At 70.5% G+C, this 20,792-nt stretch carries 20 protein-coding genes and 1 riboswitch; of the genes, 13 read left to right on the top strand and 7 right to left on the bottom strand.

Annotation, left to right across the window (positions count from 1 at the left end):
- The first annotated feature begins 8 nt into the window (after positions 1-8).
- Positions 9-932 carry a LysR substrate-binding domain-containing protein gene (locus R0232_RS36050; RefSeq protein WP_431514055.1) on the top strand — a complete coding sequence of 308 codons (924 nt, stop codon included), beginning with the start codon at positions 9-11 and terminating at the stop codon, positions 930-932.
- A 40-nt stretch (positions 933-972) separates the two neighbouring features.
- Here the strand turns inward: R0232_RS36050 and R0232_RS36045 are convergent, their stop codons facing one another.
- On the bottom strand, positions 973-1,599 hold the full coding sequence (locus tag R0232_RS36045; RefSeq protein ID WP_431514054.1) for a TetR/AcrR family transcriptional regulator: 627 nt from the start codon (positions 1,597-1,599) through the stop codon (positions 973-975).
- Positions 1,600-1,893: 294 nt separating this feature from the next.
- Here R0232_RS36045 and R0232_RS36040 point away from each other — a divergent pair, with 294 nt between their 5' ends.
- Both R0232_RS36040 and R0232_RS36035 read left to right on the top strand, forming a co-directional pair.
- Positions 1,894-2,865, top strand: a complete 972-nt coding sequence (locus R0232_RS36040) for a quinone oxidoreductase family protein (RefSeq protein ID WP_431514053.1) — start codon at positions 1,894-1,896, stop codon at positions 2,863-2,865.
- A 43-nt stretch (positions 2,866-2,908) separates the two neighbouring features.
- The gene (locus R0232_RS36035) at positions 2,909-3,511 is read left to right on the top strand and encodes an NADPH-dependent F420 reductase (RefSeq protein ID WP_431514052.1); all 603 of its coding nucleotides are present in this window, start codon (positions 2,909-2,911) and stop codon (positions 3,509-3,511) included.
- Between the two features lie 13 nt (positions 3,512-3,524).
- Here the strand turns inward: R0232_RS36035 and R0232_RS36030 are convergent, their stop codons facing one another.
- Positions 3,525-4,994 (bottom strand): PLP-dependent aminotransferase family protein, encoded by a 1,470-nt coding sequence (locus tag R0232_RS36030; protein ID WP_431514051.1) that lies wholly within the window; start codon positions 4,992-4,994, stop codon positions 3,525-3,527.
- A gap of 193 nt (positions 4,995-5,187) precedes the next feature.
- Here R0232_RS36030 and R0232_RS36025 point away from each other — a divergent pair, with 193 nt between their 5' ends.
- Positions 5,188-6,363: a pyridoxal phosphate-dependent aminotransferase gene (locus tag R0232_RS36025; protein WP_431514050.1), complete on the top strand. Its 1,176-nt coding sequence runs from the start codon at positions 5,188-5,190 to the stop codon at positions 6,361-6,363.
- A 44-nt stretch (positions 6,364-6,407) separates the two neighbouring features.
- On the top strand, positions 6,408-7,289 hold the full coding sequence (locus R0232_RS36020; protein ID WP_431514049.1) for a PhzF family phenazine biosynthesis protein: 882 nt from the start codon (positions 6,408-6,410) through the stop codon (positions 7,287-7,289).
- Between the two features lie 11 nt (positions 7,290-7,300).
- On the opposite strand, the gene R0232_RS36015 is transcribed toward R0232_RS36020, so the two are convergent.
- Complete coding sequence (locus R0232_RS36015) at positions 7,301-7,993, bottom strand: glutathione S-transferase family protein (protein WP_431514048.1); 693 nt, start codon at positions 7,991-7,993, stop codon at positions 7,301-7,303.
- A gap of 184 nt (positions 7,994-8,177) precedes the next feature.
- Between R0232_RS36015 and R0232_RS36010 the strand changes: the two genes are divergently transcribed.
- Positions 8,178-8,999, top strand: coding sequence for an SDR family oxidoreductase (locus tag R0232_RS36010; protein ID WP_431514047.1), 822 nt, complete (start codon positions 8,178-8,180; stop codon positions 8,997-8,999).
- Between the two features lie 35 nt (positions 9,000-9,034).
- On the top strand, positions 9,035-10,618 hold the full coding sequence (locus tag R0232_RS36005) for a class I adenylate-forming enzyme family protein (RefSeq protein WP_431514046.1): 1,584 nt from the start codon (positions 9,035-9,037) through the stop codon (positions 10,616-10,618).
- Between the two features lie 34 nt (positions 10,619-10,652).
- Here R0232_RS36005 and R0232_RS36000 read toward each other — a convergent pair whose 3' ends face one another.
- Together R0232_RS36000 and R0232_RS35995 are read right to left on the bottom strand one after the other, a co-directional pair.
- Positions 10,653-11,513 carry an isocitrate lyase/PEP mutase family protein gene (locus tag R0232_RS36000; RefSeq protein ID WP_431514045.1) on the bottom strand — a complete coding sequence of 287 codons (861 nt, stop codon included), beginning with the start codon at positions 11,511-11,513 and terminating at the stop codon, positions 10,653-10,655.
- A gap of 41 nt (positions 11,514-11,554) precedes the next feature.
- Complete coding sequence (locus R0232_RS35995) at positions 11,555-12,508, bottom strand: tripartite tricarboxylate transporter substrate binding protein (RefSeq protein WP_431514637.1); 954 nt, start codon at positions 12,506-12,508, stop codon at positions 11,555-11,557.
- Between the two features lie 207 nt (positions 12,509-12,715).
- Between R0232_RS35995 and prpR the strand changes: the two genes are divergently transcribed.
- The 4 genes from prpR to R0232_RS35975 all read left to right on the top strand — a co-directional run bounded on the left by prpR (position 12,716) and on the right by R0232_RS35975 (position 16,403).
- The gene (gene prpR / locus R0232_RS35990) at positions 12,716-14,683 is read left to right on the top strand and encodes a propionate catabolism operon regulatory protein PrpR (protein ID WP_431514044.1); all 1,968 of its coding nucleotides are present in this window, start codon (positions 12,716-12,718) and stop codon (positions 14,681-14,683) included.
- Positions 14,684-14,728: 45 nt separating this feature from the next.
- A riboswitch (ZMP/ZTP riboswitch) is annotated at positions 14,729-14,809 on the top strand.
- Positions 14,810-14,912: 103 nt separating this feature from the next.
- Positions 14,913-15,770 carry a tetrahydrofolate dehydrogenase/cyclohydrolase catalytic domain-containing protein gene (locus R0232_RS35985; protein ID WP_431514043.1) on the top strand — a complete coding sequence of 286 codons (858 nt, stop codon included), beginning with the start codon at positions 14,913-14,915 and terminating at the stop codon, positions 15,768-15,770.
- A gap of 47 nt (positions 15,771-15,817) precedes the next feature.
- Positions 15,818-16,138: a type II toxin-antitoxin system RelE/ParE family toxin gene (locus R0232_RS35980; protein ID WP_431514042.1), complete on the top strand. Its 321-nt coding sequence runs from the start codon at positions 15,818-15,820 to the stop codon at positions 16,136-16,138.
- Positions 16,110-16,403: an addiction module antidote protein gene (locus tag R0232_RS35975; protein WP_093349783.1), complete on the top strand. Its 294-nt coding sequence runs from the start codon at positions 16,110-16,112 to the stop codon at positions 16,401-16,403. Before R0232_RS35980 ends, R0232_RS35975 begins: the two co-directional genes overlap by 29 nt.
- A 33-nt stretch (positions 16,404-16,436) precedes the next feature.
- Here R0232_RS35975 and R0232_RS35970 read toward each other — a convergent pair whose 3' ends face one another.
- Positions 16,437-18,275: a hybrid sensor histidine kinase/response regulator gene (locus tag R0232_RS35970; RefSeq protein WP_431514041.1), complete on the bottom strand. Its 1,839-nt coding sequence runs from the start codon at positions 18,273-18,275 to the stop codon at positions 16,437-16,439.
- Positions 18,276-18,467: 192 nt separating this feature from the next.
- Between R0232_RS35970 and R0232_RS35965 the strand changes: the two genes are divergently transcribed.
- On the top strand, positions 18,468-18,722 hold the full coding sequence (locus R0232_RS35965; RefSeq protein WP_398491550.1) for a hypothetical protein: 255 nt from the start codon (positions 18,468-18,470) through the stop codon (positions 18,720-18,722).
- A gap of 209 nt (positions 18,723-18,931) precedes the next feature.
- On the top strand, positions 18,932-19,945 hold the full coding sequence (locus R0232_RS35960) for a tripartite tricarboxylate transporter substrate binding protein (protein ID WP_431514040.1): 1,014 nt from the start codon (positions 18,932-18,934) through the stop codon (positions 19,943-19,945).
- A gap of 59 nt (positions 19,946-20,004) precedes the next feature.
- On the opposite strand, the gene R0232_RS35955 is transcribed toward R0232_RS35960, so the two are convergent.
- Positions 20,005-20,640 (bottom strand): TetR/AcrR family transcriptional regulator, encoded by a 636-nt coding sequence (locus R0232_RS35955; protein ID WP_431514039.1) that lies wholly within the window; start codon positions 20,638-20,640, stop codon positions 20,005-20,007.
- Positions 20,641-20,792: the final 152 nt, after the last annotated feature.

Here is a 20,792-nt window from a genome sequence, read left to right as displayed (position 1 = left end):
CCTGCCCCATGCCACCACTGGCTGCCCTGCGCGCCTTCGAAGCCGTTGCCCGCCTGGGCAGCCTGAGCCGCGCCGCGTCCGAACTCCATGTCACGAAGAGCGCCATCAGCCACCAGCTGCGCGCGCTCGAGGAAGACCTGGGCGTGACCCTGCTGCATCGCGGCGGCACGGTGCGTCGCGCGCGGACCACCGAGGCCGGCGCCGCGCTGCTGGTGTCGGTGCAACAGGCCCTGACCCTGCTCGAAACGGCTTGCCGCAACACCCGCGCCGGTGCCCATGGCACGCGGCGCAACAGCCTCAACATCTCGGCCAACCCGTCGCTCGCGGCGCTGTGGCTGGCGCCGCGGATCGGGCGCTTCATCGAGCTGCATCCCGACATCGACATCCAGCTGTTCCTGCACGCCAGCCAGGACCCCGCATGGGACGCGCAGGACATCGACCTCGCGTTCCTGCACGTGCGCGCGCTGGGCCCCCACCTCGCGGCGCCGGGCGACATCCCGCTGATGACCGAGACCGTGGTGCCGGTGTGCAGTCCCACGCTGGTCGCGCCCGGCGAACGCGACGACCCGCGCGTGTTCGCGCGCCACCGCTGGCTCGAGGAGAAGCACATCGACAGCCCCGAGACCGACTGGCGCACCTGGCGCCCCCGGCTGGGCCTGCCCGACGGCGCGGGCCAGGAACCGCTGCTGCTCAGCGGCCTGAGCACCGTGGTGGCGGCCGCCGCGGCGGGCGTGGGCATCGCGCTGGGGCGTGCGCCGCTGGTCGACGAGGAACTGGCGCGCGGCCGGCTGGTGGCGCTGACGCCGGGCCTGCGCATGGCCGGCTCATGGGGCTACGTGATGCGCGTGCGTGCCAACCGGCCGATGGATGCGTCGTTGCCGACGCTGGTGGAGTTCCTCGCCGAGGAGGGGCGGCGCGCTCCGGCGTGGTGAGGCCGGGCGGCGGCGCGATCCACCACGGCGGATGGCCGCATCAGGACTTCCGATCCTCCAGCAGCAATCGCATCACCCGCTGCATGAGCTTCCCGACCTCCTCCTTGTTCATCTTCGGATTGCCGACGGCCCGGAACACCAGGCCGTCGGACATGGCAACGATCACGTCGATGGTCGCTTCCAGCTCGGCCGCGGAGAGGCCCCGGGACGACGGGATCGCCGTGACGACGCCCTCGATCTTTTCGTAGATCGCTCGATCGGCGCGCTGGAAGAACTTCGCCACGCTCCTGTTCCGGGCGGACTCGGCCAGGATCTCGAGCTCGAGGGGCACGTGCCGGGGATCGGTGCGCGTGCGCACCGCATGGCGCATCTCCTCGACCAGCGCATCGGCGGGGCCCGCGACCCGGCTGCGCTCCTCGATATGGGACAGGTGCTCGAAGGCACGTCCCAGGTTCTGCTGGATCAACGCATGAATGATGGCTTCCTTGTTCTGGAAGTAGTGATAGATGTGGCCCGGGCTCATGCCGGCGGCTTCGGAGATCTTCTGGATGCTCGTGCCGTGGAAGCCGTCTTTGCTGAAGCAGACCGCGGCGGCTTCCAGGACCTGGGCGCGGCGGTTCTGGCCGGCTTCGGCTTCATTGGGGTGGATGACTTTTTTTCCTGCCATTTGAACGATCCCGGGAGACCCGGCTGCGATGGTCGATGCCGCTTCGCCAGGCCTGCGGGCCGGCGCTTCTCGCGGGCATCTTAGACGGCGAGGTGCTGCCGCGAAGGCGTCGCAAGCCCGGCCACCCGTGTGCGAACGAAGCCGCGAGAAACCCTGGCGAAGGTAGTGCCACGGCAAGGCCGCTTCGGCATCTTTAGAATGATCATTCTAAGATCCGCTTCTGCTGTCTTCGTGCGCGCTCCCGATCACCGGAATGGACGCACGCACCGGGCAACGCCACAGGGAGAAAAAAGAGTGAACCAAGTCATCGTCGTTCGCGCGGCCGGGGGACCCGAGGTCCTCGAGTTCGGGCAGGTACCCACGGCCGAACCTGGCCCCTCGCAGGTGCGCGTGAGACAGACCGCGATCGGCGTCAATTTCAGCGACACCCTCCGGCGCGCGGGCGTTCTTCCCGCGCCGATGCCGTTCGTGCCCGGCACCGAGGGCGTCGGCGTGGTCGTCGCGGTCGGCGCGGAGGTCACGGACATCGTGCCGGGCGACCGCGTCGCCTATCGCAGCGCCAGCGGAACCTATGCGCAGGAGTGCCTGGTGCAGGCGGACCATGTCATCGCCGTGCCCGACGACATCGACGATCGGCAGGTCGCCGCCATCCTGTCCAAGGGCCTGTCCGCCTGGTGCCTGCTGTTCAAGGCGCGGCCGATCGCGGCGGGCGACACCCTCCTCTATCACGGCGCCACGGGCGGCGTGGGGCATATCGCATGCCGATGGGCCAGGTCGCTCGGCGCGCGCGTGATCGGCACGGTCGGTTCCGCCGGCAAGAGGGCCGTGGCCCGCGCCAACGGTTGCGACGAGGTCATCGATTACAGCGAGGAGGATTTCGTGGCCCGGGTGCTCGAATTGACGGCGGGCCAGGGCGTCGATGTCGTGTACGACGGCGTCGGCCGGAAGACATTCCTGCTGTCGCTCGATTGCCTGCGGCCGTTGGGATCGATGGTGAGCTTCGGCTTCAGTTCGGGCCCGACGCCGCCCGTCGATGCCAGCCTCCTGATGGCCAAGGGTTCGCTGTTCCTCACGGGGCTGTCGTCCTCCCACTACCTGATGACCCGCGAAGCCTTGCTGGCGGGCGCCGACGCGCTGTTCGACGCGTTCAGGTCGGGCCGCATCACCGCCGCCATCGATCGCAGCTACCCGCTGAAGGACGCCGCAGCGGCCCACCGCGCCATCGCGGCGCGCGAAGTCATGGGCTCGGTCGTTCTCATTCCTTGACGCGCGGACAGTTTCAATCACGACAGTGGAAGGACACGGACCCATGGCCATCGGAATCATTGGAGCGGGCAGGATCGGAAAGGCGCTCGCGGCGCAATTCACGCGGGCCGGCTACGAGGTCGTCCTCGCCAACAGCCGGGGGCCGGATTCGCTGGCCGACCTCGTCGGGGAGCTCGGCCCCAGCGCACGCGCGGACACGGCAGCCGAGGCCGCCGCCGAACCGACGGTGGTCCTCGCACTCCGATGGAGCCATCTTCCCGAGGCCCTGCCGACCCTGGGATCGCTGGCCGGAAAAATCGTCATCGACACCAGCAACCCGTACCTGGAGAGGAACGGCCAGCTCGTCGTCGCCGACCTTCGTGGCCGCACCTCGAGCGAGATCGTGGCCGATCTCGTTCCGGGCGCCAGGCTGGTCAAGGCCTTCAACACGCTGCCGGCGGCATTGCTCGCGGAAGACCCGCAACAGCAGGGCGGGCGACGCGTGATCTTCGTGTCGGGCGATCACGTGGATGCGAATGCGCAGGTGGCGTCGATGATCGCCGCCGTGGGTTGGGTGTCGATCGAGCTCGGGGGCCTGTCGACCGGCGGCAGGCTGCAGCAAGGGCGCGGTCCGTTCTCAGGCGTCGATCTGCTGCGTCGAGGCTGAGGACCGCCGACCTTCAGATGTGTTGTCGGCGAGCCAGTGTCCCCAGCCGCCGAACCCCCTCCTCGATCCGCTCGCTCCAGCTCCAGCCGGCGCTCAGTCGCAGGCAGTTGCGAAAGCGCCGGCTCGCGGAAAACACATCGCCCGGCGCGAAGCAGATGCCGAGCTCGAGCGCCGCGTCGAACAGCGCGCGCGAGTCGAAGCCGCGCGGCAGTTCGACCCACAGCGCGAAGCCTCCGGCGGGCCGGCTGACGCGTGTCTCGGCCGGAAAGCTGGCCTCGATGGCGCGGGTCAGGTGCCGCAGGTTTTCTTCGAGCAGGCGGCGCAATCGGCGCATGTGCGCGTCGTAGGCGCCGCTGGCCAGGAAGTCCGCGAGCGCGACCTGCGGCAGCACCGGGCTGCAGAGGCTGAAGGCGAGCTTGCGGTCGACCACCTGCTGCGCGTATTTGCCGGGCGCGATCCAGCCCACGCGGTAGCCGGGCGCGAGGCTCTTCGAGAACGAGCTGCAGTAGAGGGTGTTCGCGCCGCCGTCGAGCGCGATGAAGGGCGTGGGCCGCTCGCGCGCGAAGTGGATGTCGCCGTAGACGTCGTCCTCGATCAGCGGCACGTCGTGCCGCGCGAGCAAGGCCAGCAGTTCGCGCTTGCGTGCATCGGGCATCGACACGCCCAGCGGATTGCTGAAGCTCGACGACAGCAGGCAGGCCGCCACCGGAGCGGTATCGAGCAGCCGCGCGAAGGCCTCGATGTGGATGCCCTCGACGGGATCGGTGGGCAGCTCCAGCACCTTGAGTCCGAGCACTTCGAGCGTGTGGAGAAAGCCGAAGTAGGTGGGCGACTCCACCGCGATGGTGTCGCCGGGCCTGGCGACGGCGCTCAGCGCGAGCGTGAAGGCTTCGGTGCAGCCGTTGGTGATGACCACGTCGTCGGGCGACAGTGCATGCCCGATGCGCATCGCGCGCCGCGAGATCTCGCGGCGCAGCCGCGGGTCGCCGCGTGGCGTGCCGTAGACGTTGTGGCGATCGCCATGCTGGCGCGCGGCACGCGCGAGCGCGAGGTCGAGCCGGTGGGAGCGCAGCAGGGCCGCGTCGGGCACCGCGCAGCCCAGCGGCACGAGCGCCGGGTTGGAGGCGTGCTCGAGCAGGGCCGCGACGGCGCCGCTGATCGACACGGTCGAAGCCTTCGAGCGCAGGCGCGAGACCGAGGGCAGCGCCAGCGTTCCGCCCTGCGTGGCGGCGACGTAGAAGCCTGACTGCGGCCGCGCGACCAGCACGCCGCGGTCTTCGAGCAGGCGGTAGGCCTGCAGCACCGTCGAGATGCTGATGCCGTGCTGCTCGCTGACGGCGCGCACCGACGGCAGGCGCTCGCCGGGCGCGAGCGTGCCGTTGTCGATCGTGTCGACGATGAGTTCCGCGAGCTGCTCGTAGCGATGGGGTGCGGGCGCGCTGCCGGCCGTTTGCCTGTTGCGCTGAAGGGTGCCTGTGTTCATGGGGGACTCGTGCATGACGAGGTTCGATTGTGGGCGAACCGGCTTCCGAAGGCACGCGAACTGTACTGGTCCGATTTCGCGGAAATTGTGGCTGTTCCGATGGCCCGGCGATCACTAGCATGGCCCGTATTCCCTGCTGCCCGATACGCCCCGGGCGCTGGATGAACCTCCCACCCGGGCGACCTGGAAACGAATGACAGTGCTTGAACACGAAGCCCCCGAGGCGGCACAGCCGGCGTGGCGCGGCCGCTTTCCCTACAACGAGATCATTTCCCTGCTCGACGTGAACCGGCCGTTCAACCTGGCCGAGAGCACCTCGCAGGACCTGACGGTCGGCGACGTGCTCGACATGGCCGGGCTCGAGACCTTGCGCGGCCTGAAGCTGGGTTACGGCCGCTCGGCCGGCTCGGTCGAACTGCGCGAGGAGATCGCCAAGGCCTGCGGCGTGCCCGCCGAGCAGATCGTCACCACCCAGGGCACGGCGCTCGGGCTGTTCCTGCTGGCCTTCGAGGTCTGCCGGCCCGGCGACGAAGCGGTGCTCGTGACGCCCTGCTTTCCGCCGAGCCGCGACTGCCTGCGCGGCGCGGGCGTCACCGTGCGCGAGGTCGGGCTGCGCTTCGAGAACGGCTACCGGCTCGACCTGGACGCGATCGCCGCCAGCCTGTCGCCGAAGACCCGGCTCGTGAGCCTCGCCTCGCCGCAGAACCCCAGCGGGGTGCGCACGCCGCGCGCCGCCATCGAGCAACTGCTCGCGCTGCTGCAGCGCCAGGCGCCGCAGGCCCTCCTGTTCATCGACGAGACCTACCGCGAGGCCGGCTACGGCGACGAGGCCGTGCCGGAAAGCCTGGCCGCGCTGCATCCGCGCATCGTCACCGGTGCCTCGGTGTCGAAGGCGCTGGGCGCGCCGGGTCTGCGCACCGGCTGGCTCACGGTGCCCGATGCGGACCTGCGCGCGCGGCTGGTCGTGGCCAAGATGAACACCGTGATCTCAGGTTCGGTGCTCGACGAGGCGCTGGCCACCGCGCTGCTGCGCCATCGCGAACCCGTGCTCGCGCCGCGCCGCCGGCTGCTCGCCGAAGGCCTCGCGACACTGGCGGCCTGGTGCGAGGCCGAGCGCGAGCGCATCGAATGGATCCGCCCGGACGGCGGCGCGCTGTGCTGCCTGCGCCTGCGCGCCGATCGCTTCGACGACGCGGCCGTCTCGCGCTTCTGGGAGCTGCTGCCGCGGCACGAACTGCAGCTGGCCTCGGGCGCCTGGTTCGGCGAGAGCGAGCGCGTCTTTCGCCTGGGCTTCGGCTACCTGCCGCCCGACCGCCTGGCCCCCGCGCTGTCCGCCCTTTCGACGGTGCTGGACGCCGCCGCGAAGTGAATGCACGACACTGCCTGACGCACCGACATCCCCTGGAGCCCCGCATGAAACAACCCCATCGCTACACCGTGGTCGACGTCTTCACAGCCACGCCGCTGGCCGGCAATCCCGTGGCCGTGGTGTTCGACGCCGACGGCCTGGACACCGAGGCCATGCAGGCCATCGCGCGCTGGACCAACCTCTCGGAGACCACCTTCGTGCTGCCGCCCACCGTGCCCGAGGCCGACTATCGCCTGCGCATCTTCACGCCGCGCAACGAGCTGCCCTTCGCCGGTCATCCGACCCTGGGCAGCGCGCATGCCTTCCTCGAAGCCAAACGCGGCACGCTGCGCGACGGCGGCCGGCTGGTGCAGCAGTGCGGCGTCGGCCTTGTCGACGTGACGGTGGAGGACGGCCCCGAGGGCCGCGAGCTGGCCTTCGCCCTGCCCTCCGCGCAACTGGCACCGCTGGCGGCCGACGACCTCGTGGAGCTCGGGCGCATCCTGGGCCGCCAGCCGAACCCCGAGGCCGCGCCGGCCATCGTGGACGTGGGCCCGCGCTGGGTCGTGCTGCCGCTGGCCGACGCGGCCACGGTGATCGACCTGCGGCCCGACTTCGCGCGGCTCGCGGCCTTCGAGCGCCGTCTCGGCGTCACCGGCCTCATCGTGTACGGCCGCTATGCGCAAGGCGAGGTGGCGATGGAGGTCCGGGCCTTCGCGCCCTCGAGCGGGGTCGAGGAAGACCCCGTCTGCGGCAGCGGCAATGCCAGCGCGGCGGCCTTCCAGTGGGAACGCGGCCTGCTGCCGTCCGACGGCATCGCCTACGTGGCCGCGCAGGGGCGTTGCGTGGGACGCGATGGGCGCGTGAAGGTGCGCGTCGATGCCCACGGCAAGGTGCGCGTGGGCGGTGCCTGCGTGAGCTGCGTGGAAGGCACGCTCTCGCTCTAGCGGCCCGCGCTTCAGCCGTGCGCCGGTGGCCGCCTGCCGGTGCCCACGCCGGCGGTCGGCACCAACGGCAGGCCCAACCGCGCGGCCGTCTCTTCCTGCACCGCCATCGCGCGCTCGAAGCCCGCGCGCGCGCTCAGCCGCGACCAGTACGCGCCCACCGCCGGACCGAAGCGCTCGTGCAGCCCCAGCACGCGCGCCAGCATCAGCGCATAGCCGAGCGAGATGTCGGCGGCCGTGAAGCGGCCGGCGCAGGCGAAGTCCTGCGTCTCCAGCAGCTGCTCGATCGTCCGCAGGCGGCCGTGGAAGAACTGCGCGTAGTCCTGCGCGGCCTGGGGCAGCCGGCGCTCCTGCGGCTCGAGCGTGCCGTAGCGCAGCACCAGGGCCTGTGGAAAGGTCAGCGAGGCCTCGCCGAAGTGCAGCCAGTTGAGGTACTGCGCATAGCCGGCCTCGTCGCGCTCCACGTTCAATGGCGTCGGCGCATGCAGGCTGGCCAGGTATTGGCAGATCGCGACCGACTCGTTCATGCGGATCTCGCCGTCGACCAGCAGCGGCACCGTGCCCTGCGGATGGATCGCGAGGTAGTCGCGCTGCAGCACGCGCGGCGGAAACGGCAGCATCTCCAGCCGGTAGGGCGTGCCCAGTTCCTCGAGCATCCAGAGAACGCGGAACGAACGGGCATTCGCGCAGTGGTAGAGCGTGATCATCGGGTGCGGGGCTCGCGCCGGGAGTGGGCCCGCCGATCGTCGCTCGCAGCATGGCGGCGCGCCTTGCGTCGATTGGCTGAGTTGCCGCGCGGCGCCATGCCAGCCAGTCTGCGCAAGCGCCGCCCCGCCCGGCGCGCATAGCCTGCGCATCCCGCGATCGAGCGATCGCGATTCCGGAGCGTTCATGCCTTCCCTGAAATCCAAGACCCTCTTCGTCACCGGCGCGAGCCGCGGCATCGGCAAGGCCATCGCGCTGCGGGCCGCACGCGACGGCGCCAACATCGTGGTCGCCGCCAAGACGGCGACGGCCGATCCGCGCCTGCCGGGCACCATCCACAGCGCCGCCGAGGAGATCGTCGCGGCCGGCGGCCAGGCGCTCGCGGTGGTGGTCGACGTTCGCGACGAGGCGCAGGTCCGCGCGGCCGTCGACGCCGCCGTGGCGCGCTTCGGCGGCATCGACATCCTGGTCAACAACGCCAGCGCGATCCACCTCGAGACGGTGGAGCGCACGCCGATGAAGCGCTACGACCTGATGTTCGAGATCAATGCGCGCGGCAGCTACCTCTGCGCGCAGGCCTGCCTTCCGCACCTCGAGAAGGCCGCCAATCCGCACATCCTGACCCTGTCGCCGCCGCTGGACCTGAACCCCAAGTGGTTCGCGCGCCATGCGGCCTACACCACCTCGAAATACGCGATGAGCATGCTGAGCCGCGGCCTGGCCGAGGAGCTGCGCGAACGCGGCATCGCGAGCAATTCGCTGTGGCCGCGCACCGTGATCGCCACCAGCGCGCTGCGCATCGCGGCGCCCGAGGTGGCGGGCCAGGCACGCGTGCCGGCCATCATGGCCGACGCCGCCTGGCACATCCTGACCCGGCCGAGCCGCGAGCTCACGGGCCAGCTGCTGCTCGACGAGCAGGTGCTGCGCGAGGCCGGCGTGACCGACTTCGCGCCCTACCTCGTGACGCCGGGCGTCGAGCCGCTGATCGACTTCTTCGTGGAACCGTGACCTCTTCGCTTCGCCCCCTTTCAGGAGACCCCCGCATGCAGACCATCGACCCCGAACGCGCGGCCATCGCGCGCGTGTCCCTCGCCGACATCGTGCGCCGCGGCGCCCGTCGCCATCCCGGCAAGACGGCCGTGATCCAGGGCGAGCGGCGCATCAGCTTCGCCGAGCTCGACGCGGGCAGCGAGCGCGTCGGCGAGGCGCTGCGCGACCAGGGATTCACGGGCCACCGCATCGCGACCCTGTGCCTCAACTCGATCGAGCACCTGAGCGCGATCCAGGCCATCCACAAGTCCGGCAATGTCTGGGTGCCGGTCAACGTGCAGCTCGACGCGGCCGCGATCGAGCACGTGCTGAGCCATGCCGAGGTCGGCGCCGCCTTCATCGACGCGCCGCTATTTGCCGTGCCGGCGCTGCGCGCGCTGATCGAGCGCCTGGGCCTGCTGACGGTGGTGATCGGCGGCCCGCAGCCGGCCGCCGCGGGCACCCTGCCCTTCGACGCGCTGGCCTCGCGCGCGCCCACGCAGCCACTGGGCGCGCCGGGTGGCGACGACGAGCTCGCGCTGATCATGTACACCAGCGGCACCACCGGCAAGCAGAAGGGCGTGATGCATTCGCACCGCTCGGTGCACGGCGCGCTGCTGAGCTGCGCGCAGAGCTTCGAGGCCACCGAGCACGACGTGGTCGGCTCGGTGCTGCCGCTGTTCCATTGCGCGCAGCACACCATCAGCATGGGCGCGCTGCTGACCGGCGCCACGATCTGGCTGGCCAGCGGCTTCGATCCCGCGGCCATGCTGGCGGCGATCGAGCGCGAGCGCATCAGCTGGCTGTCGTGCCTGCCGATGATGTACGACGCGCTGATGAAGCATCCGCAGCGCCCCACCACCGATCTGTCGTCGCTGCGCCTGTGCATGTACGGCCTGGCGCCGATACCGAAGAACCTGCTCGCGCAGATCCGCAGCGAGATGTGCGCCGACGTGCGCCTGGGCACCGGGCAGACCGAGATGTACCCGCCGACCATGGTCTACCGCGCGAGCGACCATCCCGACAAGGACGGCAACTGCTGGGGCATGTCGGTGGCGGGCGTCGAGACCGCGGTGATGGACGACGACGGCCGGCTGCTCGGGCCGGGCGAGATCGGCGAGATCGTCCATCGCGGCCCCAACGTCTTCCTCGGCTACCTCAAGGACCCCGAGGCGACGGCCGCGGCGCGCCGCTTCGGCTGGCACCACACGGGCGACATCGGCATGTTCGAGGCCGACGGGCAGATGCTGTTCCTCGACCGCAAGAAGGACATGATCAAGTCCGGCGGCGAGAACGTCTCGAGCATCAAGCTCGAGGCGGTGCTGCTGGCCCATCCCGCGGTCGGCGCCGCGGCCGTGGTGGGCCTGCCGCATCCGCACTGGGGCGAGGCGGTCGCGGCCTTCGTGGTGCGGCGCCCCGCCGCCGAGGCCTGCGGCGAGGACGAGCTGCTGGCCTTCTGCCGCGAGCGCCTGGGCCGCTTCGAGGTGCCGAAGTCGATCCGCTTCGTCGACGCGCTGCCGATGACGCCAACGGGCAAGGTGCAGAAGTTCCAGCTGCGCAGCGGGCACCTGGAGCTGTTCGCGTCCGGGCAGCGATGAAGGGCTCGCACCCGTCAACGCCCGAGCGGCCGCCTCATGTGTAGCGGCGCTCGAGCGCATCCCACGCGGGCTTGCCCACCAGCCGCTGGCGCTCGGCGAACGGAGCGACCAGCGCGGGATCTTCCTCGAGCCGCCTCGCATCGCGCAGCACCGTGAGCGCCTTCTGCATGCCGACCACGGCGCCCTGCAGCGCGGCGTTCGCGTACAGCACGAGGCCATAGCCCATGCCGCCGAGGTCCTCGGCGCCGAAGACGGGCGTCTTGCCGCCGATCACCATGTTCATGAGCTGCGGCCGGTCGAGGCGCTGCGGCAGGGCGCGGATCTGCTCGGCGCTGGTGACCGCCTCGACGAACAGGATGTCGGCGCCGGCCTCGGCGAACTTCTGCGCGCGCTCGATCGCGGCTTCGAAACCCAGCACGGCACAGGCGTCGGTGCGCGCCAGGATCAGCAGGTCGGGGTCCTGCCGCGCATCGACGGCCGCCTTGATCTTGCTCACGGCCTCCTCCGTCGAGATGACGGCCTTGCCCTCGAAGTGGCCGCAGCGCTTGGGTGCGATCTGGTCCTCGAGCTGGATGCAGTCGGCGCCCGCGCGCTCGAGGGTGCGCACCGCATGGCGCACGTTGAGCGCGTTGCCGAAGCCGGTGTCGGCATCGACGATCAGCGGCACGCGCACCGCATCGCGGATGCGCGCCGTGTGGTCGGCCATCTCGGCCAGGCCCACGAAGCCCTGGTCCGGCAGGCCGAACCACATGTTGGTGACGCCGGCGCCGGTGATGTAGATCGCCTCGAAGCCCAGGTCCTCGGCGACGCGGGCCGACAGGGCATTGAAGGCGCCCGGAACGATGACGCCGCGGCGGGCCTGCGCCAGGGCGCGCAGTTGTTGCTTGGTATTCATGGATCGGCTGGAAGGAAAAGAAAGGAGAACCCGCGGTGCGCTCACTTCTCCTGCATCCGGGCCGCCTTGACGATCTCGCCCAGGCGCTTGCGCTCGGCATCGGTGAACTTCACGAACTCCTGGCGCGTGCCGCCGACGGGCTCGATGCCCAGGCCCTGGAGCTTGGCCACGGTGGCGGGATCGCGCATGGCCTTGTCGACGGCGGCGGCGAGCTTGTCCAGGATGTCGTTGGGCGTGCCGCGCGGCGCATGCAGGCCGGCCCAGTGCGCGATCTGCACCTCGGGGAAGCCCTGCTCGACGGCCGTGGGCAGTTGCGGGTAGGCCGAGATGCGCTGGGTCCAGGTGGTGGCCAGCGGCTTGAACTTGCCCTCGCCCCGGATGTGCGGCAACGCGATGATGCTGGCCTCGGAGGTGCCCTCGACCTGCCCGCCCAGCACGGCGGTCGTGCTCTCCGAGCCGCTCTTGTACGGCACGGCCTGCAGCTTCGCACCGTACTTCACGTTGAGCATCTCGGCCACGAAGTGCGGCGTGCTGCCTGTGCCCGCGGTCGCGAAGTTGAAGCCCGCGCCCTTCTTCGAGGCCTCGACGAAGTCGCGCAGGTTGTCGTACGGGGCCGACTTGGGCACCACGATCACCGAGGGCGCCAGGCCGATCATGACCACCGGCACCAGGTCCTCGTCCTTGAACGGCAGGGACTTCTTGATCATGCTGTTGGAGATCACGCCCGCGGCGCTGATCAGGAAGGTGTAGCCGTCGGGCGCGCTGCGCGCCACCAGGTCGGCGCCGAGCGAGCCGCCCGCGCCGGGACGGTTGTCGATGATGACCGGCTGGCCCAGCACCTTGGCCGCCCCTTCGGCCGCCGAGCGCGCCAACAGGTCGTTGGCGCCGCCCGCCGCGAACGGCACGACGAAGCGGATGGACTTGGCGGGCCAGGCCTGGGCCTGCGCGGCCAGGGGCAAGGCGCACGCCAGCGCGGCGGCGGTCGTGCAGGCGATGGTGGAAAGGCGATGGAAGTGCACGGAGGTCTCCTGGTTTTTGAGCTTGGAACCGGGGTTTGCGCAAGCGCTGTGCCATCGGCCCGAAGGGCGCTCCCCTCGTTGCCAAGTCATTGATTCGAAAGGAATTCGCGCTGCCTCGGCGGGTGCTCGTCCGGGTTTGGATTTCAATCTGATTTCATGAATGAGACAATGAAATCCATTGAAATGAATACATTGCCCGCCGCCCCGAGCCCTCATTCCCCCGTCACGCCGCGGCCGCTGCATATCGTGGCCGTGGCCCGCCACCGCCTGGGCCGCGTGCTGGCGCGGCTGATACCGGAGGTGGCCGGGCAGGCACAGGTCGAGCTGGTCGGGCAGGCCTTCGACGATGCCGTGGCGGCCGTGCGCGCGCTGCATGCCCGGCGCCCCGTCGACGCGGTGGTGGCCGCGGGCGCCAGCGGCGAATGGCTGCGCCGGCACCTGGACATTCCGGTGGCCATCGTGGAGGTGCGCGGCTTCGACCTGATGCGCGCATTGGCCGCGGCGCGCGCCCTCTCGCCGCGCGTGGGCCTGGTGTCGTTCGACGGTCCGTCGGAGCACCTGGCGCAGCTCGACGCCCTGTTCGGCATGGGCATCGCGCAGTTCAGCTACTGCGGCGCGGAGGACGCGCCGGCCTGCGTGGAGGCCCTGCGCGCCGCCGGCATCGAGGCCGTGGTGTCGCCCGGGCTGGTGGCCGACCTGGCCGAGCAGGCCGGCATCGCCAGCGTGCTGATGTATTCCGAGGACGCCGTGCGCCAGGCGCTGCAGGACGCCCTCCACCTGGCGCGCCACGGCCATGCCGAGCGCGCGCGCCATGAGCGGCTCGGCACCATCCTCGGCCAGTTGCAGGACGGCGTGGTCGCGGTCGACCTGCGCCAGCGCATCGAGGCGCTGAACCCGGCCATGGCGCAGCTGCTCGGCGCTTCCGTGGCGGAGCTGGTCGGCCGCGTGCTGAGCGAGGTGGAGCCCGTGCTGGACCTCGGCGCCACCTTGCGCCTGGGCGAGGCCCCGGTCGAGGAGGTGCTGCAGATCGGCATGCGCACCCTGGTCGTGCGGCGCGCGCCCATCGTCGAGAGCGGCGAGGTCACCGGCGCGCTGCTGGTGTGCCGCGACCCCGCCGTGATCCAGCGCGCCGACCGCCACCTGCGCGCCAACCAGCGGCAACGCGGCGCGCCCACGCGCTACCGGATCGAGGCCTTCGCGGGCGACAGCGCCGCGGCACGGCGCGTGCGCGAGCTGGCGCGGCAGTGCGCGGCCAGCGACGCCACCGTGCTCATCGTCGGCGAGAGCGGCACCGGCAAGGAACTGGTGGCCCAGGGCATCCACAGCGCGAGCCGGCGCGCCACCCAGCCCTTTCTGGCCGTGAACTGCGCGGCGCTGGGAGAGAGCCTGCTCGAGAGCGAGCTGTTCGGCCACGAGGAAGGCGCCTTCACCGGTGCGCGGCGCGGCGGCAAGACCGGCCTGATCGAGGCCGCCCACACGGGCACCCTGTTCCTCGACGAGATCGGGGACATGCCCTTGGCGCTGCAGACCCGGTTGCTGCGCGTGCTGCAGGAGCGGGAGGTGCTGCGCGTGGGCGCCACCGCGGCGGTGCCGGTCGACCTGCGCGTGATCGCGGCCACCCATGCCGACCTGGCGGCCCAGGTGGAGCGTGGCCTGTTCCGGCGCGATCTGTACTACCGGCTCGCGGTGCTGCGCATCGAGACGCCACCGCTGCGCGAACGCGGCGCCGATATCGCGCCCCTGGCCGCCGGCCTGATGGCGCGCCGCGCGCCCGCGGCGGGTGTGCCCGCGGACCAGGCGTCGGCCTGGCTCGCCGCCTTGCTGGAGCTGGCCGCGGGCTACGGCTGGCCCGGCAATGTGCGCGAACTGGAGAACCTCGTCGAGCGCCTGCTGGCCTGCCACGGCTACCTGGCGCCCGAAGGCCGCTTGGACCGCGCCCGGCTGCTCGAGGTGTTCGCCGAATGCACGCAGGCACGCCCGGCGCCTGCGCGCAATCGCCTGCTCAAGGGGGCGCGCACGGCCGCGGAGCGGCAACGGGTGCGCGAGGTGCTGCAGTCGGTCCAGGGCGACCAGGGCCAGGCCTGCGCCATTCTCGGCATCAGCCGCTCGACGCTGTGGCGGCGGTTGCGCGACGAGGGGCCGAAGGCCTAGGCGGCCTTCCTCGAAGAGGGGCAGCACGGCCGCTGTCCGATAATCGCGTCGCCGCGCAACTGGCGAACGGATGGAGCACCATCAGGGAACGCGGCCATCGTCACGCCGATCGCCTGGGCATGTCTGTCGTCTTTTCAGGAGTTCCGACGATGAGTGTCCGCATGTCCGCGCCGCACCGGCGCATCCTTTGGCTTCCACGGCTTTCGCCCCTCCGCTCCGGAGGTGCGCGATGACCGCCCCGACGCCCTGCATCCTGCTCGACGGCAAGTCGGTCGCCACCGCGAACGAGGAGGCGCTGCGACAGCGGGTCTTCGCATTGAAGGCGAGGAACGGCGAACGCACCCCCATCCTCGCGACCCTCCTGGTCGGCGACGATCCCTCGTCCGCGACCTACGTGCGGATGAAAGGCAATGCCTGCCGCCGCGTCGGCATGGACTCGCGCGTCGTGACGCTCGATGCGCGCGCGACCACGGCGGACGTGCTGCGCGAGATCGATGCGCTGAACGCCGACGAACAGGTGCACGGCATCCTGCTGCAGCATCCGGTGCCCGGGCAGGTGGACGAGCGGCAGTGCTTCGACCGCATCGCGATCCGCAAGGACGTGGACGGCGTCACCAGCCACGGCTTCGGCCGGATGGCATTGGGCCAGCCGGCCTTCGGCTCGGCGACGCCCGCGGGCATCATGCGGCTGCTCGCGCACTACGGCATCGGCGTCGCCGGCAAGCGCGCGGTGGTGGTCGGCCGCAGCCCGATCCTCGGCAAGCCGCTGGCGATGATGCTGCTGAACGCCGATGCGACGGTGACCGTGTGCCACTCGAAGACCGCGAACCTCGCCGACGAGGTGCGGCGCGCCGAGGTGATCGTCGGCGCCGTCGGCCGGCCGCGCTTCATCCGCAGCGACTGGATCCGCGACGGCGCCATCGTCATCGATGCCGGCTACCACGAGGGCGGCGTCGGCGACATCGAGACCGAGGGGCTGTTCGAGCGCTGCGCGGCGCTCACGCCGGTGCCGGGCGGCGTGGGGCCGATGACGATCTCGACGTTGATCTCGCAGACGCTGGAGGCGGCGGAGCGCGTGGCCGCTTGAGCACGCTGCGTCGTTGCGCAACTGTAGCCTTGTGGCTACAATGGCCCATGTTCACGGTCATTGAAACCGATGAGTTCTCAGGGTGGCTGGAGGGGTTGAAGGATGGCATGACGCGCATCCGGCTGGCCCGTCGGCTCGACAAGGCGCGCCGAGGGAATCTGGGGGACGTCGCGCCCGTCGGGGAAGGTGTTTTTGAAATGCGTGAGTTCTTTGGCCCCGGTTGGCGCATGTATTTCATCGAGCAGGCCGGGACCATCATCGTCATGCTGGGTGGTGGCGACAAATCGACCCAGCAGCGCGACATTGAACGAGCCAGGAAGATGGCTCTGGAGTTGCGAAATGAGCAAGATCAAGACCCGTCCCTTTGACATCGCCAACTACCTCGCCAGCGAAGCCGACATGGTGGAGTATCTGCGCCAGGTCGTGGATGACAACGACCCGGCCGAGCTGGCAGGGGCACTTGGCGCCATTGCGCGCGCACGCGGCATGGCCCAGCTCGCCAAGGACACGGGCTTGTCCCGCGAGAGCCTGTACAAGAGCCTCTCGGGAGAAAGAGCGCCCAGCAGCGATACCTTGTTCAAGGTCATCAAGGCGCTGGGCTTCAAGCTGACGGTGGAGCCGGCGGACACCTGAACCGCAGGTGCCGCAGATCGCCCGCGGGGCCTCTCAGTCCTGCTCCTCGTGCTCTCCGCGAATGATCTGGTGCAGCGTTCGCAGCAGCACCTCCGGCTGCACCGGCTTGAACATCACGACCAGCCCGCTGGCATAGGCCGCGCGCACCCGCTCGGGATCGGTATCGCCCGTGACCAGGATCGTGGGCACGCGGCGGCCGGCGAGCCGGCGCAATTCCGCGGTCGCCTCGATGCCGTCCTGCGGATCGGCGAGCCGGAAGTCGATGAGGAAGGCGTCGAAGCCGTCGGGCGTGGCGCGCACCTGCGCGCTGGCATCGGCGAGCCGGCAGGTGATCTCGATGCGCTCGCAGTAGGGTGCGAGCCACATGCGCACCGCCTCGCCCACCGGCTGCTCGTCGTCGAGCAGCAGCACGCGTGGCGGCACCAGCGGCAGTTCGGTGATGTCGGCCTGCGCGGTATCGGGCATGGCCGCGGGCGCGATGGGCAAGGCGGTGGGCACGGGCGGGCGGCGCGGCAGGTCGACCCAGAACACGCTGCCGTGGCCGAGCCGCGAGCGCACGCCGATCTCGCCGCCGAGCAGGTCCACCAGCCGCTTGACGATCGCCAGCCCGATGCCCAGGCCGCGCGCGACATCGCGCTGCGGGTTGTCGACCTGGTAGAACTCGTCGAACACATGCGGCAGGTGCTCGGGCGCGATGCCCAGGCCGGTGTCCCACACGGCCAGCCGCAGGCGGTCGCCGCGCGGCCGCGCGCTCACGAGGATGCCGCCCTGGCGCGTGTACTTGAGCGCGTTGTCGACGAAGTTGGTCAGCACGCGCAGCAGCAGGTCGCCATCGGTCTGCAGCCATTCGGGCGCGGTGTGGAAGCGCAGCGCGAGGCCGGCCTGCTGGGTGCGCGGCTCGAAGATCTGCGACAGCCGCAGGAACAGCGGGTCCACCGCCATCCGCACCGGCTGCGGCACCACGGTGCCGGCATCGATCTTCGAGATGTCGAGCATCGCGTTGAGCAGGCCGCTCACCGCATCGGTGGCCTGCACCACGCGGCCGGCCACGGGGGCCAGCGGATGGTCGGCCAGGTCGCGTTCGAGCGAGCGCGAGAACAGCGCCAGCGCATGCACGGGCTGGCGCAGGTCGTGGCTGGCCGAGGCGAAGAAGCGGCTGCGCTCGCGGTTGAGCCGCTGCAGCTCGAAGGACTGGCGCAGCAGCTGCTCGCTCAGCAGTTCCTTGTCGATCTGGTCGGACAGGCTGCGCCGGATCAGCTGGTGCTGCGACAGCGCATAGCGCGCCATCGAGCCGCCGAACAGCAGCCCGACCACGCAGATGAACCAGCCATCGGTGCCGCCCATCCAGGCGAAGCGCGTGACCACGCCCAGCGTGAGCGGGATCGTGACCACGGGCACCATCGCGCGCCAGGTGGCGATCACCGGCACCGAGCCCATCAGCACCGCGAACATGCCCAGCAGCAGGATCAGGATGCGCATCGGCGATTCGGTGCCCGGTGGCATCAGCGCCCAGGGCGCCAGGGTCCACATCGACATGTAGGCACCCAGCGGCAGCATGAAGCGCCACGCGCCATCGGGCTGGCGCAGCGTGAACTCGGGCTCGGGATAGAGGCGCGCGTTCCAGCGCATGAACACCAGCCGCAGGCACAGCAGCGTGCAGATCGCGACGCCCCACGCCAGCGCGCCGAAGCCGCGCGTCATTCCGAAGAACACGCCGGCCATCGCGATCGCCGAGGCCAGCGCCGTCAGCACCGTGGGCGGGCCCATCACGAACATGCGGCGCAGCAGGCGTTCGCGGACCAGTTGGGCGTGGGAGTCGGCGGGCCCGGGCACTTGGCCCGACGGGGTGGAGGTGGCGCCCGGCGTACGCATGGGCGGCAGTGTAAGGGCCGTTCCAGCGCGTCCGGCCGCCGGAAACGCGGTGCTAGACTGCCTCTTCCCGCTCCAAGACCTTGGCGGGCCGAATCCCGACGCGGAGCAGACGGCCTCGCAGAAGTGCACGACAAGCCAGGGTTGCGTTTCACCACCGCGACAGCGCTCGAACGAGCGCGACGAAGGACCTCCATGAACGCGATCAAGGAAGCACGCCGGCTCATCACGGCCGACCCGAACAGCGAGGAGTCCCTGACCCTGGCACGGCTGGTCCTGGCGCTGGAATCGGATGTCGATTTCTCCCTGGCCAGCCTCTATGCGCTGAAGCTCAAGAGCTTCGATCTGGCCCTCGACATCCTCAAGGAGTGGCGGCTCGACCGCTATTACGTGCAAAAGGGCAAGCTGCTCGACGTGTCGTACCAGGCGCACGTGCTGGCATCGCACTGAGCGGGGGCGCCGCGGCGGCGAAGCGACGGGTATTGCAACATCGGTGCATTCGTTGCGCTGTTCGATCGCAGCCTCGGCACCACACCCACGCAGTACCTGCACGGCGCGTGAAGCAGCGCATGGCATCGACGCAGCCATACTCGCGGCATATGGAAATGTGACGCCAAAAGGTATTTCCGAATATGAGAGGGCATGCCTACGATGCCCGCATGACAAGAAGAGACAAGCCGCAGGAGCCCCCTGCACCGCGGCCGACCGCGAGGCGCCGCACGGCCCTGCTGCTCGCGGCGGGCCTGCTGTTCGGCGCGGCCTGCGCCGCCGCACCGCAGGTCTCCACCATCATCGTGCCCGCGCCGCCCGGCGGCCCCATCGACCGCGTGGCGCGGCTGCTCGCCCCCGAACTCGCGGCCGCGCTCGGCCATCCCGTGCTGGTCGACAACCGCCTGGGCGCGGCCGGCAAGATCGGCGTGCAGGCGGCCCTGCGCGCACCGCGCGACGGCCGCACGCTGATCGCGGTCTCGCCCTCCATCGCCTCGGTCAACCCGGTGCTCGACAAGGCGCCCGGCTATGACCCGCTGAACGACTTCGATGCGCTGGGCATCGTGGCGGCCAATGCCGGCGTGGTGGCGGTGCGCGCCGACCTGCCGGTGGCCGACATGGCCGAGCTGGTGCGCTATGCGAAGGCGCATCCGGGCGAGTTGACCTACGGCTCCTTCGGCATCGGCACCAGCCTGCACCTGCAGAGCGAGGAGCTGCTGCGCACGCTCGGCATCGACGCGCGGCACATCCCCTACAAGGGCGAGGCCCAGGCGATGAATGCGCTGGCGGGCGGCGAAGTGGACCTGATGCTCTACGCCACCGCGCCCATCGTCCCGCTCGTGCGGAGCGGCCGCGTGCGCGCGCTGGCGGCCACGTCCTCGCAACGCTGGGCGATGCTGCCCGAGGTGCCGAGCTACGCCGAAACCGGCGTGCCGGCCTTGCGCAGCTACCAGTACCACTCCTGGGTCGGCCTGGTGCTGCCCACCGGCACGCCGGCGGCGGCGCGGCGCGAAGTCCTGCAGGCCTGGCAGCGCGCACTGGCCAGCCCGAAGCTGCGCCAGTCCCTGGTCGCGCAGGGCTTCGATCCCGCCTCGGGCGATCCCGCGGAAATGCAGCGCACCATCGCCGCCGAGATCGCGCGCCACCGCGCACTGCTCGCAAGCGGCCGCATCAAGCTCGATTGAGCGGCCCGCCCTTCGCGAGATCCATGACAGCGAGACGCGCGATGGGGCCGATCAGCCGATCACGGCTTGCGCGCCTTCGGCGCCTTCTTTGCCGGCGCGATCTCCAGCCCCGTGATGCCGTTGAGGAACAGCTGCGTCGCGATCGGCGCCATCTGGTCGTAGGAGAAGCGGCCTCCGGGCTTGAACCAGGTGAACATCCAGTTGAGCATGCCGAACAGGAACATCGTCAGCAGCTTGTGCAGCTGCGAGGCGTGCAGGTCGGGGCGCGTGGCGGCGATGGCGTCGGCGAACACCCGCACCACCGTGCGCTCCTTGTCGAGCACGCGCGCCTGCGCCTCGGGAGCGAGGAAGCGCACGTCCTCGGTGAGCACGCGGTGCTCGTGCTGCGCCTCGGCGTACTCGGCCATGAAGGCCTCGATCAGCTCGGGCAACCGCTCGTCGGGCGCGAGCTGCAGCGCTTCCACGCCCGTGACGATGTCGACCAGGCGCGACACATGGCCGTCAGCGATGTGAAGCAGCACCTCGGCCTTGTCCTTGAAGTGGTGGTAGAGGCCGGGCTTGGACAGATGGCTGGCCTCGGCGATCTCGTTCATCGACGTCGCCGCATAGCCCTTGCGGGCGAACAGCTCGGCGGCGGCCCTGGCGATCAGGCTGCGCTGGTCGCCGGGGCGGGAGGAAGCGGTCTCAACGGTCATGGAGGGCAATGAAGGGCTGCGCGCGAGGCCACGCGGTCCGCGATCTTAGGGGTTAGTCCCGAGCCTTTGCCGCTTGCCCGTGTCCGCGCTGCTGCGTTAGCCTTGCGCGGCTTCCAAACCGACCGGTCGGTTGGTTTTCTGATCGATCCACA

Source organism: Variovorax sp. DAIF25, assembly GCF_050711835.1.
Classification (GTDB): Bacteria; Pseudomonadota; Gammaproteobacteria; order Burkholderiales; family Burkholderiaceae_C; genus Variovorax.
The sequence above is the reverse complement of the archived record's forward strand: the minus strand, read 5'-3'. Positions and strand labels throughout refer to the sequence as shown.